This is a genomic window from Paenibacillus amylolyticus (assembly GCF_036894225.1).
GTDB classification, from domain to species: Bacteria; Bacillota; Bacilli; order Paenibacillales; family Paenibacillaceae; genus Paenibacillus; species Paenibacillus amylolyticus.
The window spans coordinates 681,427-700,469 of record NZ_CP145892.1 but is presented as its reverse complement, the minus strand read 5'-3'; the positions used below and the strand labels follow the sequence as shown (position 1 = coordinate 700,469).

The following is a 19,043-nucleotide window of genomic DNA, read 5'->3' as shown; positions in this document are numbered from 1 at the left end:
TAACATAGGCGGTGATAGGAAATGGAACAACCGGTTAAAGCACCAAGCGAATGTGATGCAGCCTGCTCAGGTACTGAAGCCGACGTGCAGACGATTCGCACTTCACTCATAGATCGGGAGACATCTTCCGAGATGGCAGATTGGTTCAAGGCATTCAGCGACCCCACACGTCTACGTATTATTGATGCGCTGTTACAGAAGGAATTATGTGTTCATGACCTGACGGTTCTGCTCGACATGGGACAGTCGGCCATTTCACACCAGCTGCGTTCACTCCGCAACATGCGGATCGTCAAGCGGCGCAAGGAAGGTAAGACCGTGTACTACTCTCTGGATGATGCTCATATTGAGCAGATTTTCCTGCAAACGCTCCAGCATATTAAACACAGCTAGGCAGCAGCCAAGCTTGTTCATGCAGAAGAACCCCCGCCTCTCGGCTATATGCCGATGGTTGGGGGTTCTTCTTGGTAAGGGTACCGTTTTATACAGGATGGATACAAAGTGACTATATCTTCTGATTAACTATCCATTGGAGCTTGCCACTCGGTTATAAAAGATTGTTCTTGTTCGGGTCGTACAGGCCCGATCTGTCCTTGAACCAGTTGAAGATATGTGATACACATACTTTCAGCACCGCGTATCCTGGAACAGCGAGCAGAATGCCCACGACTCCAAACAGATTACCCGAAGTCAGAATGACAAAGATAATCGTGATGGGATGAATCTTCAGCGTTTTGCCCATGATCTGTGGTGAGATGAATTTACCCTCGATTAACTGCACGATTGTCCATACGGCAACCATCTTCAACAGCATCACCGGCGAAGTAACCAGGGCCACAATCAACGCAGGTGTAATCGCAATTGCTGGTCCCAGATACGGAACAACACTTGTGAACGATGCGATAATTGCAAGAATCAGTGCATAATCCAGACCAATGACCATATAACCGATGTAGAGCAGAATACCGATGCAGAAGCTGACGATAATCTGTCCACGAATGAATGAACTGATCTGGTGATTGATGTCTTCCAGCACATGCATTGCGCCCGTACGGCTCTTGATCGGCAGGAAAGACAGAATTTTAGCTGGCAGCTTCTTGCCGTCTTTCAGCAGATAGAACAGAATGAATGGAACCGTTACGATAGACAGTACAGTCTCAGTGAAAGCTCCGAGGAATCCGCCCAATTTGGTCCAGGTCGAGTTTAGAATTTCAGTAGCCTTTTGCGAGATTGTTCCCCACCAGTCCTGCGAATTCAGATTCACCGTCTCCTGGAACTGACCGAACAATTTACTGCCCGTAAGCTCCTCAAACTGCTGTTTTACCGTCTCGCTGTATGTTGGGAAATTTTCGATCAGCCCCATAATCTGGTTCCGTACAACCGGAATGACCGCCAGCACTACGACGGTCAGAATGCCTCCAATCGCAAGATACAGGATCAGAATGGACCAGCCACGCTTAATTTTCCACCGCTCCATCACATCCACAATCGGATTCAGCAGATAATAGAGTATGCCTGACAGAATAATAGGTAACACAATGGTTTTGATGAGTACTGCGAGCGGATGAAGAACAAAGGATACTTTGGTCAGAACCATCACGTTCAGTCCCACCAACAGCAGAATCAGCAGAAATAGAACAAACTTGTTGTTAAGAAAAAATCGCTTGAACCGCTCCGGCCAAACGCGGGGTTGCTCAGGTTGCTCCATAGGCGTGTCGTCCTCTCTTATGTATCTAAAATACCTTGTACAAGCCAACATATGTATAACACTCTGGATTTATACGTATGGTGCTGTTTAACCGTTTCAAATTAAACCGGTAAAGTCATTTTACCCCAAAATGAGTCTTCTGCCCCACACGAATCATTTGCAAATTCTCCCTATTCAAAAACGGCTCGCCTCACTGGGAGACGAACCGTAAATTTATAGCTATACCCTACCAATAAGCCAGCTTTTATGCTGAAAAATGAAGATTAAGCTTTTCCCGCTAATTGTGCGATTAACTCATAGGAATGCAGACGTGCCTTATGATCATAGATCATCGACGTAATAATCAGCTCATCTGCCTGCGTCTGCCGAATGAAAGACTCCAACTGTCCACGTACGGTTTCTGGTGAACCATTAACAGCTGCCTTCAGCGTCTGCTCCACACCAGCTTTCTCACGATCCGTCCATTTGCCTTCCATCTCTGCCGGAGGCTGTACCAATCCCGTTGTGCCACGAATAATGTTCAGGAACTGCTGTTGCATCGTTGTACCCAGCCATGCTGCTTCCTCGTCTGTATCCGCAACAACGGCGTTAACACCAACAATCACATGTGGCTCCTTCAAGCTATCAGATGGTTGGAAGTTGTTTCGATACGTTTCCAGTGCAATCCGGGTGTAATCGGGCGAGAAGTGGCTGGCAAAAGCAAACGGCAATCCCAGCTGACCTGCCAGACGTGCACTGAAATCACTGGACCCCAAGAGGTAAATTGGAATATTTAATCCTTCTCCAGGAACTGCGCGAACAGGCGCATGATAAGATGTCGCCGAAGCATCAAAGTATGCTCTAAGTTCTGCCAACAGCTCAGGGAAATCTTCCCCACTGTTCAGATCTTTGCGTAGTGCAAGCGATGTACGGCGGTCACTCCCTGGTGCGCGACCCAGTCCCAGGTCAATTCTGCCAGGATACAAGGATTCCAGTGTGCCGAACTGCTCAGCGATGACAAGCGGTGCATGGTTGGGCAACATGATGCCTCCTGAACCCAGACGAATCGTTTTGGTTCCACCAGCCAGATATCCAATAACAACCGAAGTTGCGGATGAAGCAATACCCGGCATGTTGTGATGTTCAGCTACCCAGTAACGGTGATACCCCCAACGCTCAGCATGCTGTGCCAGATCGAGACTGTTGCGCAAAGCATCAGCAGGTGTTGCACCCACAACGACGGGGGCCAGATCCAGGATGGAAAGCTTAACGTCATTGATGTGTTCTTTATGGGATGAAGCCGTATTTTCAGTAGTCATTATCGTTTAATCTCCTCGATGATTATATTTTTGTATATCCAGATATATAGATTAATTAAATCGCAACTGGATATGATGATGTGATGATAAACTAGCCGTTTACATCCGGACGGAATCCCTGCGTGCATATGCATCCTAGCTTCCGTTCCGGCATCCGGCTTATAACTCGTTCTGTACGTATTCGGCAAACTGACGTATCGTCTCTTCGTTGCGCCGATAATACGTCCATTGTCCTCTGCGCTCGGAGAGCAGCAACCCTGCCTTGAGCATAGTCAGCAGATAACTGGATATAACCGACTGAGCCAGTCCAGCCTTCACTTGAATCGTGCCAACACAGATTCCGTTCTTGCCACCATCCGGATGCTGAGATAGTTCCAGCGGTGGGAAGTGTTGCTCCGGGTTTTTGAGCCACAACAGGATTTGTCTACGTGTCTCGTTCGATAATGCTTTAAATATAAGTATAGGTTCCATGGGTAAATTATACCCCCTTTCATGCATTTTGCAAACACATGAACAAACAAACCGACTCATGATCGAGTCGGTCTGGTATCATATGGAATCCGTATCTGGATTCAACATCCATATTAGAAATTGATTGTAATCGTCTGTTTAACCTGATCCAACATGGCTTGATATGCGGGTGCATCCAGGTATCCAATACTACCGAAGAGCAGATGATCTACGGCTTCAATACCTACAAAATCGAAGATACCTACGTCTGAAGTTAATTTCAGTCCAGCAGTCATGCCAATCTGATCGTAAATTTCATTTGGTGTACCATGCGTGTTGATGATGAGTCCTTTTTTGCCTGTCAGCAATTTCTCGATTCCCGCTTCACCTGCTGCATATGCAAAACCATAAGCGAATACACGGTCAACATATCCTTTCATAATGGCAGGAAGACCTGTCCACCAGATCGGATAGATGAATGTGATAACTTCTGCATCCGTAACAAACTGTTGCTCTGTTGCGATATCCTGTGGTGTCTGTCCTGCACGCATGGAAGCTGTGTCAGCTTCAGTCAGTACGGGTTGGAATCCAAGTTTGTACAAGTCACGGACAACCACTTCATGGCCTTGAGCTTCGAGAGCTTCTACAGCAGTATTGAGGATTGCGTTATTCAAGCTGTCTGTGTGTGGGTGAGCATATACGATAAGATGTTTCATGGTGTGAATCCCTCCAGGTTTGGTTTGAGTTAGGTTGCGAAAATGGGGTTACATTGATACGCTTCCGCATACATAGATATCTATGTATATGGGTAAAAAAATATTGGGGCTCCTCTGCCTCCACCCATTCAAATCTGGAAGGGTTGCAGACAGAAGAGTTCATTCATTATAACTTTCGGACAATAATGGATAACAAGCTCTCCAATTGCTCCGACTGTTCATCGGACAAGCCACTATAGATGATGTCATTAATCTGCTCTGATACCTGATGAAAGATCGGTTCGAGTCGCTTCCCCTGTTCGGTTAGGCGAATCATCGTCACTCGGCTATCTTCGGCACTCTTGCTGCGTTCAACATAGCCAAGCTTCTCCAGCTTGTTGACCAGTACCGTTACCGTTGGTTGCGTGCGTTGAACACGTTCAGCCAACATCTTGATCGACAGCGTCTCTTCCCGGTACAAAAACATCAATACATCCCCATGAGAAGGAACAATCCCTGTTACCTCATGCTGTTCCAATTCGTGTACAATCCGTTTGTTGACATGGTCTCTGATTCTTGCAATCAGTGCAATTGCGTTGTATTTAGGCATGACCTCATTATACATAGACATCTATGTATTTTCAAGTTATTTTATATAAAAAAGAAAAACAGCCCTTTCCATCCTGCTAACATGTGGAAAATATCGGGCTGTTTCGATTCTGCTCTGATCCTGATCTATAATGTTAGATCTTAGCTAATCGTTTTTGAATTCATCTTGGATTCATGCTGAATTCAGTTAATCCATTGCGTGATTTTCTCAACGGATTGTCGGGACTTCTCACGCTGGGGCTCCTCTGCGCGATAACCGAAGGCTGCCATCATAGAGACGCCCCATGCGCCATTTTCTAGCAAGCCCTCTTCTTCCATAATACGGTGGACGCCCTCACGGCTGAAACCTTCGATTGGACAAGAATCAATCTCGATCTGAGCTGCCGCCGTCATCATGTTGCCGAGTGCAATATAAGTTTGTTTAGATGCCCAGTCGAATAATGATCGTGGATTATCCAGAATCTTCTGGTTATTTTGAAACTTTCCATAAGCCTCACTTGTTAGCTCAAATACGTTATTTGGCATTCCCTTTGTTTCCTTCAACATGTACTCCGCATAGGGAGAATTATAACTGGCATCTGATCGGGCCAAAATAACAACAAAATGACTTGCTGTAGCCAATTGCTTTTGAGCGCCGGAAGAGACTTCGGACAGACGCTTACGCAGATTCGGATTTTGTACAATCAGAAACTTCCACGGTTCAAGGCCAATGGAACTTGGAGATAATCTGCCTGTTTCCAATATAAATTGGAAATCCTCATCCGAGATTTTGCGGGTATCATCAAAAATCTTTGTTGCATGCCGGAAATGATACGCCTTTAAGATGTCTTCCTTTGTCTTTGACTTTGCTGTAACTTCCATGGAGCTCCACGTCCTTTTATTATTTTTTTTATGTTGAACAATAATGTTAAAGTGGTTTCATCTCAAGTATTAGTTTAGGACCTATGTGTATAAATTAAAAGTACGCACATTATTGTTTCTTGGTTTATAAAAGTAAGTATTGGATGAAAGACAGCAATAATCCACTGGGCACATACATGGCCCTAGTGGATTATCTATGACTCTTTTCTTTTAAATCTTGAAATCTTGAACCAGCTTATTCAGATTTAATGCACTATCCTTGACTTGATCAGATTGTTTAACTACTTCCACAGATTGCGCAGCAGAGGCAACCATATGTCCTGCAATTTCCTGACTGGATGCGGCTGATTGTTCACTTGCTGATGCAATCTCGTGAATGGAGCCCACTAGTATTTTGATATTCGCAGTCACTTGTTGTGAGGTTGCATTGAGATCTTTAACTGCATTGGCATGATCAAGAGAATCGACATAATACTGTTCAGCTGTATCCTCCAATAATTTATAATCTTTGCCAACCTGATTGAACATAAAGGATAGCAACTCTTTGGCATTCGAGGACAGATTGGTTACAGACTGCATAACTTCCTCCGTGACCTGCTGAATTTGATCGGCAGCCTGTCTGGAATCATCAGCCAACTTTCTAATCTCGCTTGCAACAACCGCAAAACCCCTGCCTGCTTCCCCAGCCCTTGCAGCTTCAATGGATGCATTGAGTGCAAGCAGATTAGTCTGCGCTGTAACATCCAAAATAGACTGAGATAATATACCAATCTGATCTACAGCAGTTGCACGTTCCAGCGCTTCTGACATCTTCTTACTCGTATGATCGTACATGTCTATGGCTGCTCGGCTCGATTCGCGGGCTTCCTGCTTCAACTTTTCAGCCTTCGTGCTGGTCACATAGGCGGACTCTGCTTGTTTAGATGTCTGTTCCGATATATATTCAGCTCCCTGTTGCATCTCATTAGCCGAATGATTCATATTTTCCGTATGGGCTGAAGCCTCTTCCATTGCAGCAGAGAGCTCTTCAACTGTAGCTGATACTTCACGAATTCGTTCATTCAGACCAGCCATGTTCTGGTTGGTAAGATCGCTAACCTGGTTGATATGATGAGATTCCTGAACTACACCACGAATGACATTTGTTGTGGAATCGGTCATTGTACGAATAGCTCGTGCGATGACACTTATCTCATTATTTCCCTGTGTTAGATGCGGATCTAAGGATGCCGTTAAGTTGCCTTGTGTTATTTCTTCACAATAACGGGTGATCGCTTTCATTCGTTGACGTATACTGCGAATCACTACAAATGAAATAAGAATGAGTGCTGCAAGTGAAAACAAAAGAACCGAACCAAGCACCAATGCTCGCTGCTGAATTACTTCCTGTGTATCCGCATAGAGCTTGGCTGACTCTTCTTCGTTATGCGCACTCAAAAGGGTGATCGTCTCCACAATCGCTGTACTGCTTTTGTTAATTCTTCCTCTCTCTTCACTATCGTAGGTGCCCGACATCTTTTTGGTATCCATGATTTGCTCAATATCCTGATAATATGTATCCATCTTTGTTGCCAAATCTGCAAATATCTCTTTTTCTTTGGTATCCAATGTTCTTGCTGAAAATTCATTCAAGCCATCCGTGATACTCTTCTTACCTTTCTGAACCTGATCGTACTGTTTGTCGGTATACTCTGCATTATCAAGAACCTTTGTATAATTGGCACGCATATTATAGAAATTACTTTTCAATTCAAGAACATTGGTTTGATGCTGGAAGCGGTCATTGTAGAGGATACCTTGTCCCGTTTTTGCTTCGTTCATTCCGAAAATCCCAATCAGAAAAACAGTAAACAAGCCGATTAGACTAATCACAGTCATGATGACCATCGTTGTTGTTAATTTCATATTTTTGAGTTTATTTCCTTTCTTATTTTTTGGCTTAGACTGAATTGACATGATTATTCCCCCACTTTAAATAGTAGATAGCCTTATATATCTTATATCTATATCGTATGTATCCATATTGTTTGTTAGCATTTCAGGAAAATTGACTTTATTCATTTGATGAGAAAAGTAATGGGAGACAACAGAAAAGCAGCCAGGATATAATCCAGCGGCTTTTCTGTGAATATGAAACGATATCTATTCGACCTATAGTTGCTCCATCCATTCATTTTCAGAAATGACGGTATATCCTTCTTGTCGCAGCAATGCTGATGTGACACCTTCACCAGTTACCTTGTGATTGGCAAAATTCCCATCATAGATCATCTGTGTACCACAGGACGGACTAAACTCCTTCAGTACCACACACGATACATTCAATTCTCGCGCCCATTCGAGTGTCTGATAGGCTCCCTTGATATACAGCTCTGTGACGTCCTTGCCACTTTTCTCGATCACTTTTGCTGTGCCTGCCAGTACGTCCTTGCCCGTGCCACCGATAATTTCAGCCGGTTCCCGTGGAGTGGAAAATCCGCCAAGCAGCTCCGGACATACCATCTTAGCCTGCTCCTGCTCCACCAGCTGCTGAATCTTCTCATCCAGACTCGCTGTTCCATTGTAACGGCAAGCTACCCCTGCCAGACATGAACTCACCAAATATTTCATCGTTATCTCCTTATACTCATTCCATCTATGAAGTAAATTGTAACATATAAGATCAAGCTCTATAACTCGCCTCTGGTGATCATCTTGATCCGTCCATCTTCCCCATATTCAACCTGAAAAACATCCTTGCTCGACTCCAGTTCAAATGTGACCATGCCTGGATGGTCAGGATTACGGTGAAGTTTATACGCTTGAAGATCCATTTTAAATATTTTTTTAATTATAGGTTCTACCTCTCCTCTAAGAAGAGACTCCTGTATGTTATATAGTTCCTGATAATAAGCCTCTATTTCTTCCCAGTCTGCAAAGTCTTGCTCATAGTGATTAGCATCCCCAACCGTATAACCCATGCCCGCTTTTCCTTCGGTCATCTGTACAAAGTAGTTATCTTTAAAGGAAAAAAAGACTGTATCCTTGCCGAGTTCATCATCTTTGCTTCGGCTTACTCTTACCAGATCAAGATTGGCTTTACCAGACAGAGCCTCAATTGCTTTTCTGGCATCCGCCAGCGCCGCCTGGGATACTTGATCAGGTCTAAGGTCACCTGTGATCGAGACAGCCTTGTCCTGCTGCCATACAATCTCCCCATAACCATCGCCAGTCTCATTCTCTAACGCTAATGTCGTATGCGATATTGGCCCCGACTCCCCTTGCTTCATACTCACAAAACGTTGGACTGATGCAGGTTTAAGCGTTGGAGTGCTGCCTATACTTTGCAAAAGCGATGGAACTTGACGCAGATAACGGTGCTCCAACTCGCTTGGCTGCATCTCACGTCTCATTCCTAATTCACGCAGATTTCCTGTTGTCGCATCGAGCCATATCTGTGCATACTCCTTCTCGCTTTCATTTCCAGCCTCTACATATACTCTGCCGGACACAGGCAAGTCTTCCACTTTCTTAATCTTCAGCTGTTTACCCAGATCATCTCGCATCGTAATCGCAACATTTCTTTTCATTTTGTCGGTTAGCAGATTTGTGTTCAAACCATCGGATAACTGTAACGTTGCTGTCGGATAGACCTGCTCGATCACGGGTTTCACCAGCTGTCCATCATCCCAGATCCATAGGAACAATCCAGCAGCAATAACCAACGCACCCGTGCCGGCAACAAGAGGCCCTCTTCTAAGGCGACGCTTGTGTGACGCATTTTTCACTTGCGGTCTAAACGGCCTGGATGACCTGGATCTGCTCTCTGGCCTATCTCCCTTGCTTCCCTCTTCCAACTTCTTCATCCACTCCACCTGTTGAAGCACCTTTCGCTTGTGATCCTCTGTAAAAGGAGACAAAGCAAACGGTCCCTTCCGGATTTCCTTCTCCCATTGCTCATCCTTGTGTGTCATTTGCTTCGCTCCTCCCATTGTTTCCGTACCTTATCCTTACCTCGGGAAAGTCTGGATTTTACTGTGCCTGAGCTGATTTTCTACATCTCAGCAATCTCACTCGTCGTAAGCTCATACTTCAGATTCAGCAAAAGAATCTCCCGGAACTTCTTCGGCAACGCCAGAACAATATCCCAGATTTCATGGATATGCTCCTTACGCATCACTTCCATCTCGGCCGAAGGATGTGCAGGCTGCTCTGCAATCATGACTCTTTGGTTCGAACCCCCATGCTCTGTCTCAATGGGTAACGTCTCTCCCCACAGACTGTTACGAAAAAATCTGGATTTTCGATATGTAAAAGTGGTGTTTCTAGTAATCGTCAACAGCCAGGTTTTCAGTGAGCAATCTCCACGATAATGAGCGATCCCCGAGTACGCCCGAATAAATACCTCCTGTGACAATTCATCTGCCTGTTCGGCACTTTTGGTCAGAAAATAAGCGTAATTCCAGACGTCATTTCCGTAGTCATCCATTATGCTGCTAAGTGTGTAATTGTCTATAGTCTGAGCCTGTGCAAGTAATTGATCATCCAACTGTTGTTTCACCTCACTTAATATGACTGAGTCTAATGTGATTTGGTTCCCTGTTTTGGACATTATTTCTTATTTATTGTAGCAAAATAAAAAAACAGCATGTTCAACATCGCTGAACACGCTGATCCCTTCAAGTTTACTTAGTTAATAATCTCTATCAGAAAGCTTTTAGGTGAACGCTCCACTTCCACAGTTTCTTTCTGCCCTCTAGTCTAACGTATCATTTTCATCGTTATGCTTTCACCGCAGCAATCATCAGAAACATCGGTCTCCGATTCTCGTCTCTCATGCCTGGAACCTGTTCCATCATCTCCAGCGATGGCTTGGATTCAGCTACCTGTTGAATAGCAAACCCTGCCTTAATGAGTTCATTTAGATGTGTTGCCAGTGTGCGATGATATTTAACCACATCCTGATTCAGAAAGTTCGCCATACGTTTCCCTTCATCATGGTAATCATCCACGGGCCAGTGCAGGATTTCACCTTCGGGTCCGTAATGCCAATCCTGCGCAGCGCGAGCGGTGAAGATCGGATGTTCGGAAGATAGTACAAATGTGCCCCCTTCTACGAGACAATCATTGATCTTAGCGTACACCGTGTCTAATCTTTCAATATAATGCAAGGCAAGTGAACTAATCACAATGTCGAATTGTGCCGGTGCAAAATCAATATCTTCAATCGCCAGCTGCTTGTACTCGATCTGCGGATCGTCCGTCATTTCACGAGCACGCTGAAGCATATTTTCAGACAGATCTACACCGATCACTGAACTCGCTTGTTGCTCTCGTGCATACCGGCAGTGCCAACCAAAACCACATCCCAAATCCAGCACACGCTTGTCCTTCAAATCAGGCAAAAGAGTCTGCAGTTCATGCCACTCCCCCGCTGCATCCAGCCCTTGAACGGAACGTGCCATCTTACTGTAGTTATTGAAAAACTCAGCTTCATCGTATTTATTTTGTTTCATCAAGAGATTCCTCCCGCCTTATAAATATCCACCTACTCTATCACATAAACGATATTTAAACGCAAAAGTTGCCAAGAGAATTCATGGCGTGTTATCATACAGAACGAACGTTCAGTATTATTAAATATAGAATGAACATTCAGTTTACTAACGGAGGTCATTATGAATACGAATTGGACGCATCCATTGGAAGGGCAATCTGTAGGTAAAGCTTTTATAAGTTACCTCGTGCCTTCTGTATTAGGGATGCTGGTAGTTGCTTTTAATTTTATTATCGACGGCATTATGGTTGGACACAAACTGGGTTCTACCGCAATGGCCGGGATCGGCATTGCCTCACCTGTCTACACGCTCTTTGTTGCCATGTCGCTGTGGATTGGTATGGGCGGGGCAACGTTGTACTCCAACGCTATGGGTAGAAAAGATATCACTTCAGCCAAACAAATTTTCACCAAATCCATTATGCTCATTATGTTAGTTACGGTAGCCATTGGATATGTTGCATTTACATTCAAAGACAAACTGGTATACTCCCTCGGTGCAAACGCCGAGACTTTCCCGTTTGCTTCGGACTATATGAATATCATGTTATTGTTCGGGTTCGTTTTCACCATTGAGAATGCACTCTCTGTCTTTGTACGAAACGATGGGAACCCCAACACGTCGATGTACGCTCAGATTACGTTTGCTGTAGCCAATATCATCATCAATTATATAACATTGTATGTACTTGAATGGGGTGTACGCGGTGTGGCCCTCGGTACAATTGTATCGGCGTCTCTTGCGCTACTTGTTCTGTTCACTCACTTTTTCAAAAAAACAAATAATCTCACGTTCACCCGGTTCAAATGGAACAACAAACTGCTGGCTTCCCTGCTGCTCATTGGTTTCCCCAGCTTTCTGGCTGAACTTGGCATGTCGGTCTTCTCTGTCTCTCACAATATCTCCATGGACCGCATTGCAGGCACGGATGGTGTAGCATCCTTTACCGTGTTGAACTATATTCATGGTGTTGTATTGTTGGCTTTCCTGGGTCTGGCATCCGCTGCCCAACCTCTGATCAGCTATTATCACGGTGCCAATCAGATTAAACGGGTACAACAAACGATACGTTTAGCCACTAAAACAGCTCTGGCATGCGGTCTATTGTTACTGGCTGTTGTTCAGATCGGTGCACCTTATTTCGTGCAAATCTTTGGAAACTTCAGTAGTGGCGTAACGGATAGTGCCGTTTACGGATTACGTATATTTACATTTGCCTATGTGTTTATGGGTGTTAACTTTGTCATGAGCACCTATTTCCAATCTGTGGGTAATGCCAAAATGGCCATCTGGATTACAGCTGCGCGTGAAATGATTATCATGATTGCGTTGATTGCAGTCCTGCCTTCATTTTTTGGTGTCACGGGTGTCTGGCTTGCCGTACCGCTGTCCGAAATGCTGGTTCTCGCAACCATAGCCCTGTACTATAGAAAACGATCCCTTACGGATCGAATAAACGCGTTGCAGTCTGAGTAGCCATAATGGATTAAATGAACGTATAGAGAACAGATATAGTCCTGCTCGGTCTACATAGATCGGGCAGGACTTTGTTATGCTTGAAGCAAATATAATCAGAACCAAATATCGTATCGTCCATTGCTATTAACAGTTGCTTGAGCACTATAGCTATAGAAAATGTGAATGATCTATGAATAAAGTGTATATTTAACAAAAATAGGATATAAAACTATCTTTATATAATTGTATATATTTGTTAATTGGAGTATGGTTGTCTTGTCAAACTATATACGGCGCCAGACCTCCCCTTACTTTCATCCTAGGAAATGACTGTGAGGAAAGCTACTGCGAGTATGACCAATCCCGACTTATATATATGAAAAGGAGATGTTCGATTGTGAAGAAATATCAAAAAACTGCAATTTCAGCTCTCTCTTCCATGGCTTTGCTCCTAGCATCTGTTCCAGCAGTATTTGCTGATGAAACGTCTATGCCTATAATTCCTTCACAAGATACTCAGATAAAACAGGAACAAGAAGCTACTATCTTTGCCCAAAACCTTATAGTAGAGTATTTCGATGGAGGTTACTCAACGGATATATATTTGAGTGGGAATGTCACGTTTTCTTTTCTTCCTCGTTCGACTGGGGAATATGTATTTAATGTTGTTGATATGAGTGGAAATTTGAAGGGAAGTGGACGAGTAATCGCATCAGACTTGAGAACGAAAAACATCACTTTAAGTAATTTGTATGGTTACCATAAAATCGTAGGGTACTCACCTAATGGTGGGGGAGGAGATTACCAAATTCACTATTAAAATATACTAAGTCGTAGGAATCATACTGTATTTGTTTACTTATGGAATGTCATACAGCGCAGGGGAGACCCATCGGCTTTCACTCAATTCTTTATATGCAATGTATAAAATAGTAACACAAAAAGACACACTCGATATCATCAAGTGTGTCTTTAGATTGCTTGGCGGCGTCCTACTCTCCCAGGACCCTGCGGTCCAAGTACCATCGGCGCTAGAGGGCTTAACGGTCGTGTTCGGGATGGGTACGTGTGGAACCCCTCCGCCATCGCCACCAAACGCAACGCTTAGCTTACATTCAGAGATCGTTCTCTGAAAACTAGATTCGAAACGAAACATGCGAATTACAACTTGCTATTGGATAAGCCCTCGACCGATTAGTACTGGTCAGCTCCATGCATTGCTGCACTTCCACCCCCAGCCTATCTACCTCGTCGTCTTCAAGGGGTCTTACATACTGGGAAATCTCATCTTGAGGGGGGCTTCACGCTTAGATGCTTTCAGCGTTTATCCCGTCCGTACATAGCTACCCAGCGGTGCTCCTGGCGGAACAACTGGTACACCAGCGGTACGTCCATCCCGGTCCTCTCGTACTAAGGACAGCTCCTCTCAAATTTCCTACGCCCACGACAGATAGGGACCGAACTGTCTCACGACGTTCTGAACCCAGCTCGCGTACCGCTTTAATGGGCGAACAGCCCAACCCTTGGGACCTACTTCAGCCCCAGGATGCGATGAGCCGACATCGAGGTGCCAAACCTCCCCGTCGATGTGGACTCTTGGGGGAGATAAGCCTGTTATCCCCAGGGTAGCTTTTATCCGTTGAGCGATGGCCCTTCCATGCGGTACCACCGGATCACTAAGCCCGACTTTCGTCCCTGCTCGACTTGTAGGTCTCGCAGTCAAGCTCCCTTATGCCTTTGCACTCTTCGAATGATTTCCAACCATTCTGAGGGAACCTTTGGGCGCCTCCGTTACTCTTTAGGAGGCGACCGCCCCAGTCAAACTGCCCACCTGACACTGTCCCCGCACCGGATTACGGTACCAGGTTAGAACCTAGATACGATCAGGGTGGTATCCCAACGTTGCCTCCACGCAAGCTGGCGCTCACGTTTCAAAGGCTCCCACCTATCCTGTACAGATCGTACCCAAATTCAATATCAAGCTGCAGTAAAGCTCCATGGGGTCTTTCCGTCTTGTCGCGGGTAACCTGCATCTTCACAGGTATTAAAATTTCACCGGATCTCTCGTTGAGACAGCGCCCAAGTCGTTACGCCATTCGTGCGGGTCAGAATTTACCTGACAAGGAATTTCGCTACCTTAGGACCGTTATAGTTACGGCCGCCGTTTACTGGGGCTTCGGTTCACAGCTTCGGATTGCTCCTAACCACTCCCCTTAACCTTCCAGCACCGGGCAGGCGTCAGCCCGTATACTTCGCCTTACGGCTTCGCACAGACCTGTGTTTTTGCTAAACAGTCGCTTGGGCCTTTTCACTGCGGCCCCCTCGTGCTATTCACACTACCGGGGCACCCCTTCTCCCGAAGTTACGGGGTCATTTTGCCGAGTTCCTTAACGAGAGTTCTTCCGCGCGCCTTAGAATACTCTTCTCGCCTACCTGTGTCGGTTTGCGGTACGGGCACCTTCACCTGGCTAGAGGCTTTTCTTGGCAGTGTGAGATCATGACCTTCGCTACTATAATTTTCGCTCCCCATCACAGCTCAGCCTTACAATGTGCGGATTTGCCTACACATCAGCCTTACTGCTTAGACGGACATCCATCAGTCCGCGTCACTACCCTACTGCGTCCCCCCATTGCTCATAACGGCTTACGGTGGTACAGGAATTTCGACCTGTTGTCCTTCGACTACGCCTTTCGGCCTCGCCTTAGGTCCCGACTTACCCTGAGCGGACGAGCCTTCCTCAGGAACCCTTAGGCTTTCGGCGGATCAGATTCTCACTGATCTTTTCGTTACTCATACCGGCATTCTCACTTGTATAATGTCCAGCGCTCCTTACGGTACACCTTCAACCCTTATACAACGCTCCCCTACCCCTGATGCAAAGCATCAAGCCATAGCTTCGGTGGTGTGTTTAGCCCCGTTACATTTTCGGCGCAGAGTCACTCGACCAGTGAGCTATTACGCACTCTTTCAATGATGGCTGCTTCTAAGCCAACATCCTGGTTGTCTGTGCAACTCCACATCCTTTCCCACTTAACACACACTTGGGGACCTTAGCTGATGGTCTGGGCTGTTTCCCTTTTGACAATGGATCTTAGCACTCACTGTCTGACTCCCGGAAGTAAGTCTATGGCATTCGGAGTTTGACTGAGCTTGGTAACCCTTGCGGGCCCCGCACCCAATCAGTGCTCTACCTCCACGACTCTGTTTTCCGAGGCTAGCCCTAAAGCTATTTCGGGGAGAACCAGCTATCTCCGAGTTCGATTGGAATTTCTCCGCTACCCCCACCTCATCCCCGCATTTTTCAACATGCGTGGGTTCGGGCCTCCAGTGCGTGTTACCGCACCTTCACCCTGGACAGGGGTAGATCACCCGGTTTCGGGTCTACGTCCACGTACTACATCGCCCTATTCAGACTCGCTTTCGCTGCGGCTCCGGCTCTTCACCTTAACCTTGCACGGGAACGTAACTCGCCGGTTCATTCTACAAAAGGCACGCCATCACCCCTAAAACGGGCTCTGACTTTTTGTAAGCACACGGTTTCAGGTTCTATTTCACTCCCCTTCCGGGGTGCTTTTCACCTTTCCCTCACGGTACTGCTTCACTATCGGTCGCTAGGAAGTATTTAGCCTTGGCAGATGGTCCTGCCGGATTCATACGGGGTTTCACGTGCCCCGCACTACTCGGGATCCGTCTCGGAGGGAACAGACTTTCAACTACAGGGCTTTTACCTTCTTTGGCGGGCCTTTCCAGACCTCTTCGCTTAACCGGTTCCTTTGTAACTCCATGTGAGACGTCCCACAACCCCAAAGAGCAAGCTCTCTGGTTTGGGCTTCTCCGCGTTCGCTCGCCGCTACTGACGGAATCACTATTGTTTTCTCTTCCTCAGGGTACTTAGATGTTTCAGTTCCCCTGGTATGCCTCTACACAACCTATGTATTCAGTTGTGAGTAACTGGAAATTACCCCAGCTGGGTTTCCCCATTCGGACACCCCCGGATCAAAGCTTGCTTACAGCTCCCCGAGGCAGTTTCGTTGTTCGCCACGTCCTTCATCGGCTCCTAGCGCCTAGGCATCCTCCGTGTGCTCTTAGTAGCTTAACCATTTTGTTCCGGTTTCGGTCGCTCGCTTCCCTTGTTTTGCTTGCGCAAAGCCAAAAGTCGCTCTCACCCGATACCATCACAAAAGCAATTTAACTACCTTTATAAACACTTCACTTGTTTACACAAGATCAGCTTAAAGGAATGTTCTAATTCGCGTTTGTTTCGTTTCGATATCTAGTTTTCAAAGAACAAGCTCCATGCAAAAGCAAGCTGTTTGAGAGTTTGAGCTCTCAAAACCGAACAACGAGTGAGTGTTTTGTGCTCTTCATTTCATCCACACCGAAGTGACGGACCGAAATGAATCGCTGTTGCAGGTTCTAAGAACCTGCTTATTTGAATGTTTCCGTTGCAGGAAACGATTCTCCATAGAAAGGAGGTGATCCAGCCGCACCTTCCGATACGGCTACCTTGTTACGACTTCACCCCAATCATCTATCCCACCTTCGGCGGCTGGCTCCTTGCGGTTACCCCACCGACTTCGGGTGTTATAAACTCTCGTGGTGTGACGGGCGGTGTGTACAAGACCCGGGAACGTATTCACCGCGGCATGCTGATCCGCGATTACTAGCAATTCCGACTTCATGCAGGCGAGTTGCAGCCTGCAATCCGAACTGAGACCGGCTTTGTTGGGATTGGCTCCATCTCGCGATTTCGCAGCCCGTTGTACCGGCCATTGTAGTACGTGTGTAGCCCAGGTCATAAGGGGCATGATGATTTGACGTCATCCCCACCTTCCTCCGGTTTGTCACCGGCAGTCTATCTAGAGTGCCCACCCGAAGTGCTGGCAACTAAATATAAGGGTTGCGCTCGTTGCGGGACTTAACCCAACATCTCACGACACGAGCTGACGACAACCATGCACCACCTGTCTCCTCTGTCCCGAAGGAAAGATACATCTCTGCATCGATCAGAGGGATGTCAAGACCTGGTAAGGTTCTTCGCGTTGCTTCGAATTAAACCACATACTCCACTGCTTGTGCGGGTCCCCGTCAATTCCTTTGAGTTTCAGTCTTGCGACCGTACTCCCCAGGCGGAGTGCTTAATGTGTTAACTTCGGCACCAAGGGTATCGAAACCCCTAACACCTAGCACTCATCGTTTACGGCGTGGACTACCAGGGTATCTAATCCTGTTTGCTCCCCACGCTTTCGCGCCTCAGCGTCAGTTACAGCCCAGAGAGTCGCCTTCGCCACTGGTGTTCCTCCACATATCTACGCATTTCACCGCTACACGTGGAATTCCACTCTCCTCTTCTGCACTCAAGTCACCCAGTTTCCAGTGCGATCCGGGGTTGAGCCCCGGGATTAAACACCAGACTTAAATGACCGCCTGCGCGCGCTTTACGCCCAATAATTCCGGACAACGCTTGCCCCCTACGTATTACCGCGGCTGCTGGCACGTAGTTAGCCGGGGCTTTCTTCTCAGGTACCGTCACCTTGAGAGCAGTTACTCTCCCAAGCGTTCTTCCCTGGCAACAGAGCTTTACGATCCGAAAACCTTCATCACTCACGCGGCATTGCTCCGTCAGGCTTTCGCCCATTGCGGAAGATTCCCTACTGCTGCCTCCCGTAGGAGTCTGGGCCGTGTCTCAGTCCCAGTGTGGCCGATCACCCTCTCAGGTCGGCTACGCATCGTCGCCTTGGTGAGCCGTTACCTCACCAACTAGCTAATGCGCCGCAGGCCCATCCCCAAGTGACAGATTGCTCCGTCTTTCCAGTTTCCTTCAGGCGAAGGAAACAATTATTCGGTATTAGCTACCGTTTCCGGTAGTTGTCCCAAACTTGAGGGCAGGTTGCCTACGTGTTACTCACCCGTCCGCCGCTAAGTATCAAGAAAGCAAGCTTCCTATCAACTCCGCTCGACTTGCATGTATTAGGCATGCCGCCAGCGTTCGTCCTGAGCCAGGATCAAACTCTCCAATAAAGTATTGAAAAGAGCGATAAGCTCATTTTGAATCTGACGAGATTAAAAATCTCATTTGTGCTCCAGTCGATCCAAGCCAAGGCTTGTCTCAAACTTTTGCGTTCATTCTGCAAGCAGAATGTTTACTCACTCGTTGTTCAGTTTTCAAAGATCAAACTTGCTTTGTTACCGAATGCTGTTCTCTTCAGCAACTCTTATATAATATCATGTCCGAACCAACTTTGCAAGCTCTTTTTTTAAGTTTCTTTCGAAGCTTATTTCATTCGCTTGCCGCACCGTGTATCTCGTGTTTTTTTGGCCGGAAATAGAATATACCATGTAGAACACACACTTGTAAAGAGTTAATTTCAAAACTTATCAAATCCACGATCTAACCATATTAAGGACCTTCAATCTACCATGAAC

14 protein-coding genes and 3 rRNA genes are annotated in these 19,043 nt (G+C 46.3%); 3 read left to right on the top strand and 14 right to left on the bottom strand.

Annotation, left to right across the window (positions count from 1 at the left end; all coding sequences use genetic code 11):
* Positions 1–21 precede the first annotated feature (21 nt).
* Entirely contained in the window at positions 22–393 is a 372-nt protein-coding gene (locus tag V6668_RS03265; protein ID WP_036614212.1) for an ArsR/SmtB family transcription factor, read from the top strand.
* 154 nt (positions 394–547) lie between these two features.
* Here the strand turns inward: V6668_RS03265 and V6668_RS03260 are convergent, their stop codons facing one another.
* The 11 genes from V6668_RS03260 to V6668_RS03210 all read right to left on the bottom strand — a co-directional run bounded on the left by V6668_RS03260 (position 548) and on the right by V6668_RS03210 (position 11,116).
* Positions 548–1,708, bottom strand: coding sequence for an AI-2E family transporter (locus V6668_RS03260; protein WP_338707694.1), 1,161 nt, complete (start codon positions 1,706–1,708; stop codon positions 548–550).
* A gap of 263 nt (positions 1,709–1,971) precedes the next feature.
* Complete coding sequence (locus tag V6668_RS03255; RefSeq protein ID WP_051449565.1) at positions 1,972–3,006, bottom strand: LLM class flavin-dependent oxidoreductase; 1,035 nt, start codon at positions 3,004–3,006, stop codon at positions 1,972–1,974.
* 159 nt (positions 3,007–3,165) lie between these two features.
* The gene (locus tag V6668_RS03250) at positions 3,166–3,477 is read right to left on the bottom strand and encodes an ArsR/SmtB family transcription factor (RefSeq protein ID WP_036668255.1); all 312 of its coding nucleotides are present in this window, start codon (positions 3,475–3,477) and stop codon (positions 3,166–3,168) included.
* Between the two features lie 113 nt (positions 3,478–3,590).
* The gene (locus V6668_RS03245) at positions 3,591–4,172 is read right to left on the bottom strand and encodes an NAD(P)H-dependent oxidoreductase (RefSeq protein WP_338707693.1); all 582 of its coding nucleotides are present in this window, start codon (positions 4,170–4,172) and stop codon (positions 3,591–3,593) included.
* Positions 4,173–4,338: 166 nt separating this feature from the next.
* The gene (locus V6668_RS03240) at positions 4,339–4,782 is read right to left on the bottom strand and encodes a MarR family winged helix-turn-helix transcriptional regulator (protein WP_308737808.1); all 444 of its coding nucleotides are present in this window, start codon (positions 4,780–4,782) and stop codon (positions 4,339–4,341) included.
* A 161-nt stretch (positions 4,783–4,943) separates the two neighbouring features.
* The gene (locus tag V6668_RS03235) at positions 4,944–5,621 is read right to left on the bottom strand and encodes an NAD(P)H-dependent oxidoreductase (RefSeq protein WP_036614223.1); all 678 of its coding nucleotides are present in this window, start codon (positions 5,619–5,621) and stop codon (positions 4,944–4,946) included.
* A gap of 210 nt (positions 5,622–5,831) precedes the next feature.
* On the bottom strand, positions 5,832–7,577 hold the full coding sequence (locus V6668_RS03230; RefSeq protein WP_338707692.1) for a methyl-accepting chemotaxis protein: 1,746 nt from the start codon (positions 7,575–7,577) through the stop codon (positions 5,832–5,834).
* 195 nt (positions 7,578–7,772) lie between these two features.
* Complete coding sequence (locus V6668_RS03225) at positions 7,773–8,231, bottom strand: DUF523 domain-containing protein (protein ID WP_338707691.1); 459 nt, start codon at positions 8,229–8,231, stop codon at positions 7,773–7,775.
* 59 nt (positions 8,232–8,290) lie between these two features.
* Positions 8,291–9,574, bottom strand: a complete 1,284-nt coding sequence (locus V6668_RS03220) for a hypothetical protein (RefSeq protein WP_338707690.1) — start codon at positions 9,572–9,574, stop codon at positions 8,291–8,293.
* 80 nt (positions 9,575–9,654) lie between these two features.
* Complete coding sequence (locus V6668_RS03215) at positions 9,655–10,212, bottom strand: RNA polymerase sigma factor (RefSeq protein ID WP_338707689.1); 558 nt, start codon at positions 10,210–10,212, stop codon at positions 9,655–9,657.
* 169 nt (positions 10,213–10,381) lie between these two features.
* Positions 10,382–11,116 (bottom strand): class I SAM-dependent methyltransferase, encoded by a 735-nt coding sequence (locus V6668_RS03210; RefSeq protein WP_338707688.1) that lies wholly within the window; start codon positions 11,114–11,116, stop codon positions 10,382–10,384.
* 162 nt (positions 11,117–11,278) lie between these two features.
* Between V6668_RS03210 and V6668_RS03205 the strand changes: the two genes are divergently transcribed.
* Both V6668_RS03205 and V6668_RS03200 read left to right on the top strand, forming a co-directional pair.
* Entirely contained in the window at positions 11,279–12,634 is a 1,356-nt protein-coding gene (locus tag V6668_RS03205; RefSeq protein ID WP_338707687.1) for an MATE family efflux transporter, read from the top strand.
* A gap of 379 nt (positions 12,635–13,013) precedes the next feature.
* Positions 13,014–13,436, top strand: coding sequence for a hypothetical protein (locus V6668_RS03200; RefSeq protein ID WP_100526819.1), 423 nt, complete (start codon positions 13,014–13,016; stop codon positions 13,434–13,436).
* 159 nt (positions 13,437–13,595) lie between these two features.
* On the opposite strand, the gene rrf is transcribed toward V6668_RS03200, so the two are convergent.
* The 3 genes from rrf to V6668_RS03185 all read right to left on the bottom strand — a co-directional run bounded on the left by rrf (position 13,596) and on the right by V6668_RS03185 (position 18,638).
* Positions 13,596–13,712 (bottom strand): 5S ribosomal RNA (rrf, locus tag V6668_RS03195).
* 78 nt (positions 13,713–13,790) lie between these two features.
* Positions 13,791–16,716, bottom strand: a 23S ribosomal RNA gene (locus V6668_RS03190).
* A gap of 369 nt (positions 16,717–17,085) precedes the next feature.
* Positions 17,086–18,638, bottom strand: a 16S ribosomal RNA gene (locus tag V6668_RS03185).
* The 16S, 23S and 5S rRNA genes sit together here, the layout of an rRNA operon.
* Between the last annotated feature and the right edge of the window lie 405 nt (positions 18,639–19,043).

Excerpts from the sequence above, each read along its gene's own strand:
- V6668_RS03265 (WP_036614212.1), top strand. The coding sequence starts at position 22 with ATGGAACAACCGGTTAAAGCACCAAGCGAATGTGATGCAGCCTGCTCA.
- V6668_RS03260 (WP_338707694.1), bottom strand. The coding sequence starts at position 1,708 with ATGGAGCAACCTGAGCAACCCCGCGTTTGGCCGGAGCGGTTCAAGCGA.
- V6668_RS03255 (WP_051449565.1), bottom strand. The coding sequence starts at position 3,006 with ATGACTACTGAAAATACGGCTTCATCCCATAAAGAACACATCAATGAC.
- V6668_RS03250 (WP_036668255.1), bottom strand. The coding sequence starts at position 3,477 with ATGGAACCTATACTTATATTTAAAGCATTATCGAACGAGACACGTAGA.
- V6668_RS03245 (WP_338707693.1), bottom strand. The coding sequence starts at position 4,172 with ATGAAACATCTTATCGTATATGCTCACCCACACACAGACAGCTTGAAT.
- V6668_RS03240 (WP_308737808.1), bottom strand. The coding sequence starts at position 4,782 with ATGTCTATGTATAATGAGGTCATGCCTAAATACAACGCAATTGCACTG.
- V6668_RS03235 (WP_036614223.1), bottom strand. The coding sequence starts at position 5,621 with ATGGAAGTTACAGCAAAGTCAAAGACAAAGGAAGACATCTTAAAGGCG.
- V6668_RS03230 (WP_338707692.1), bottom strand. The coding sequence starts at position 7,577 with ATGTCAATTCAGTCTAAGCCAAAAAATAAGAAAGGAAATAAACTCAAA.
- V6668_RS03225 (WP_338707691.1), bottom strand. The coding sequence starts at position 8,231 with ATGAAATATTTGGTGAGTTCATGTCTGGCAGGGGTAGCTTGCCGTTAC.
- V6668_RS03220 (WP_338707690.1), bottom strand. The coding sequence starts at position 9,574 with ATGACACACAAGGATGAGCAATGGGAGAAGGAAATCCGGAAGGGACCG.
- V6668_RS03215 (WP_338707689.1), bottom strand. The coding sequence starts at position 10,212 with ATGTCCAAAACAGGGAACCAAATCACATTAGACTCAGTCATATTAAGT.
- V6668_RS03210 (WP_338707688.1), bottom strand. The coding sequence starts at position 11,116 with ATGAAACAAAATAAATACGATGAAGCTGAGTTTTTCAATAACTACAGT.
- V6668_RS03205 (WP_338707687.1), top strand. The coding sequence starts at position 11,279 with ATGAATACGAATTGGACGCATCCATTGGAAGGGCAATCTGTAGGTAAA.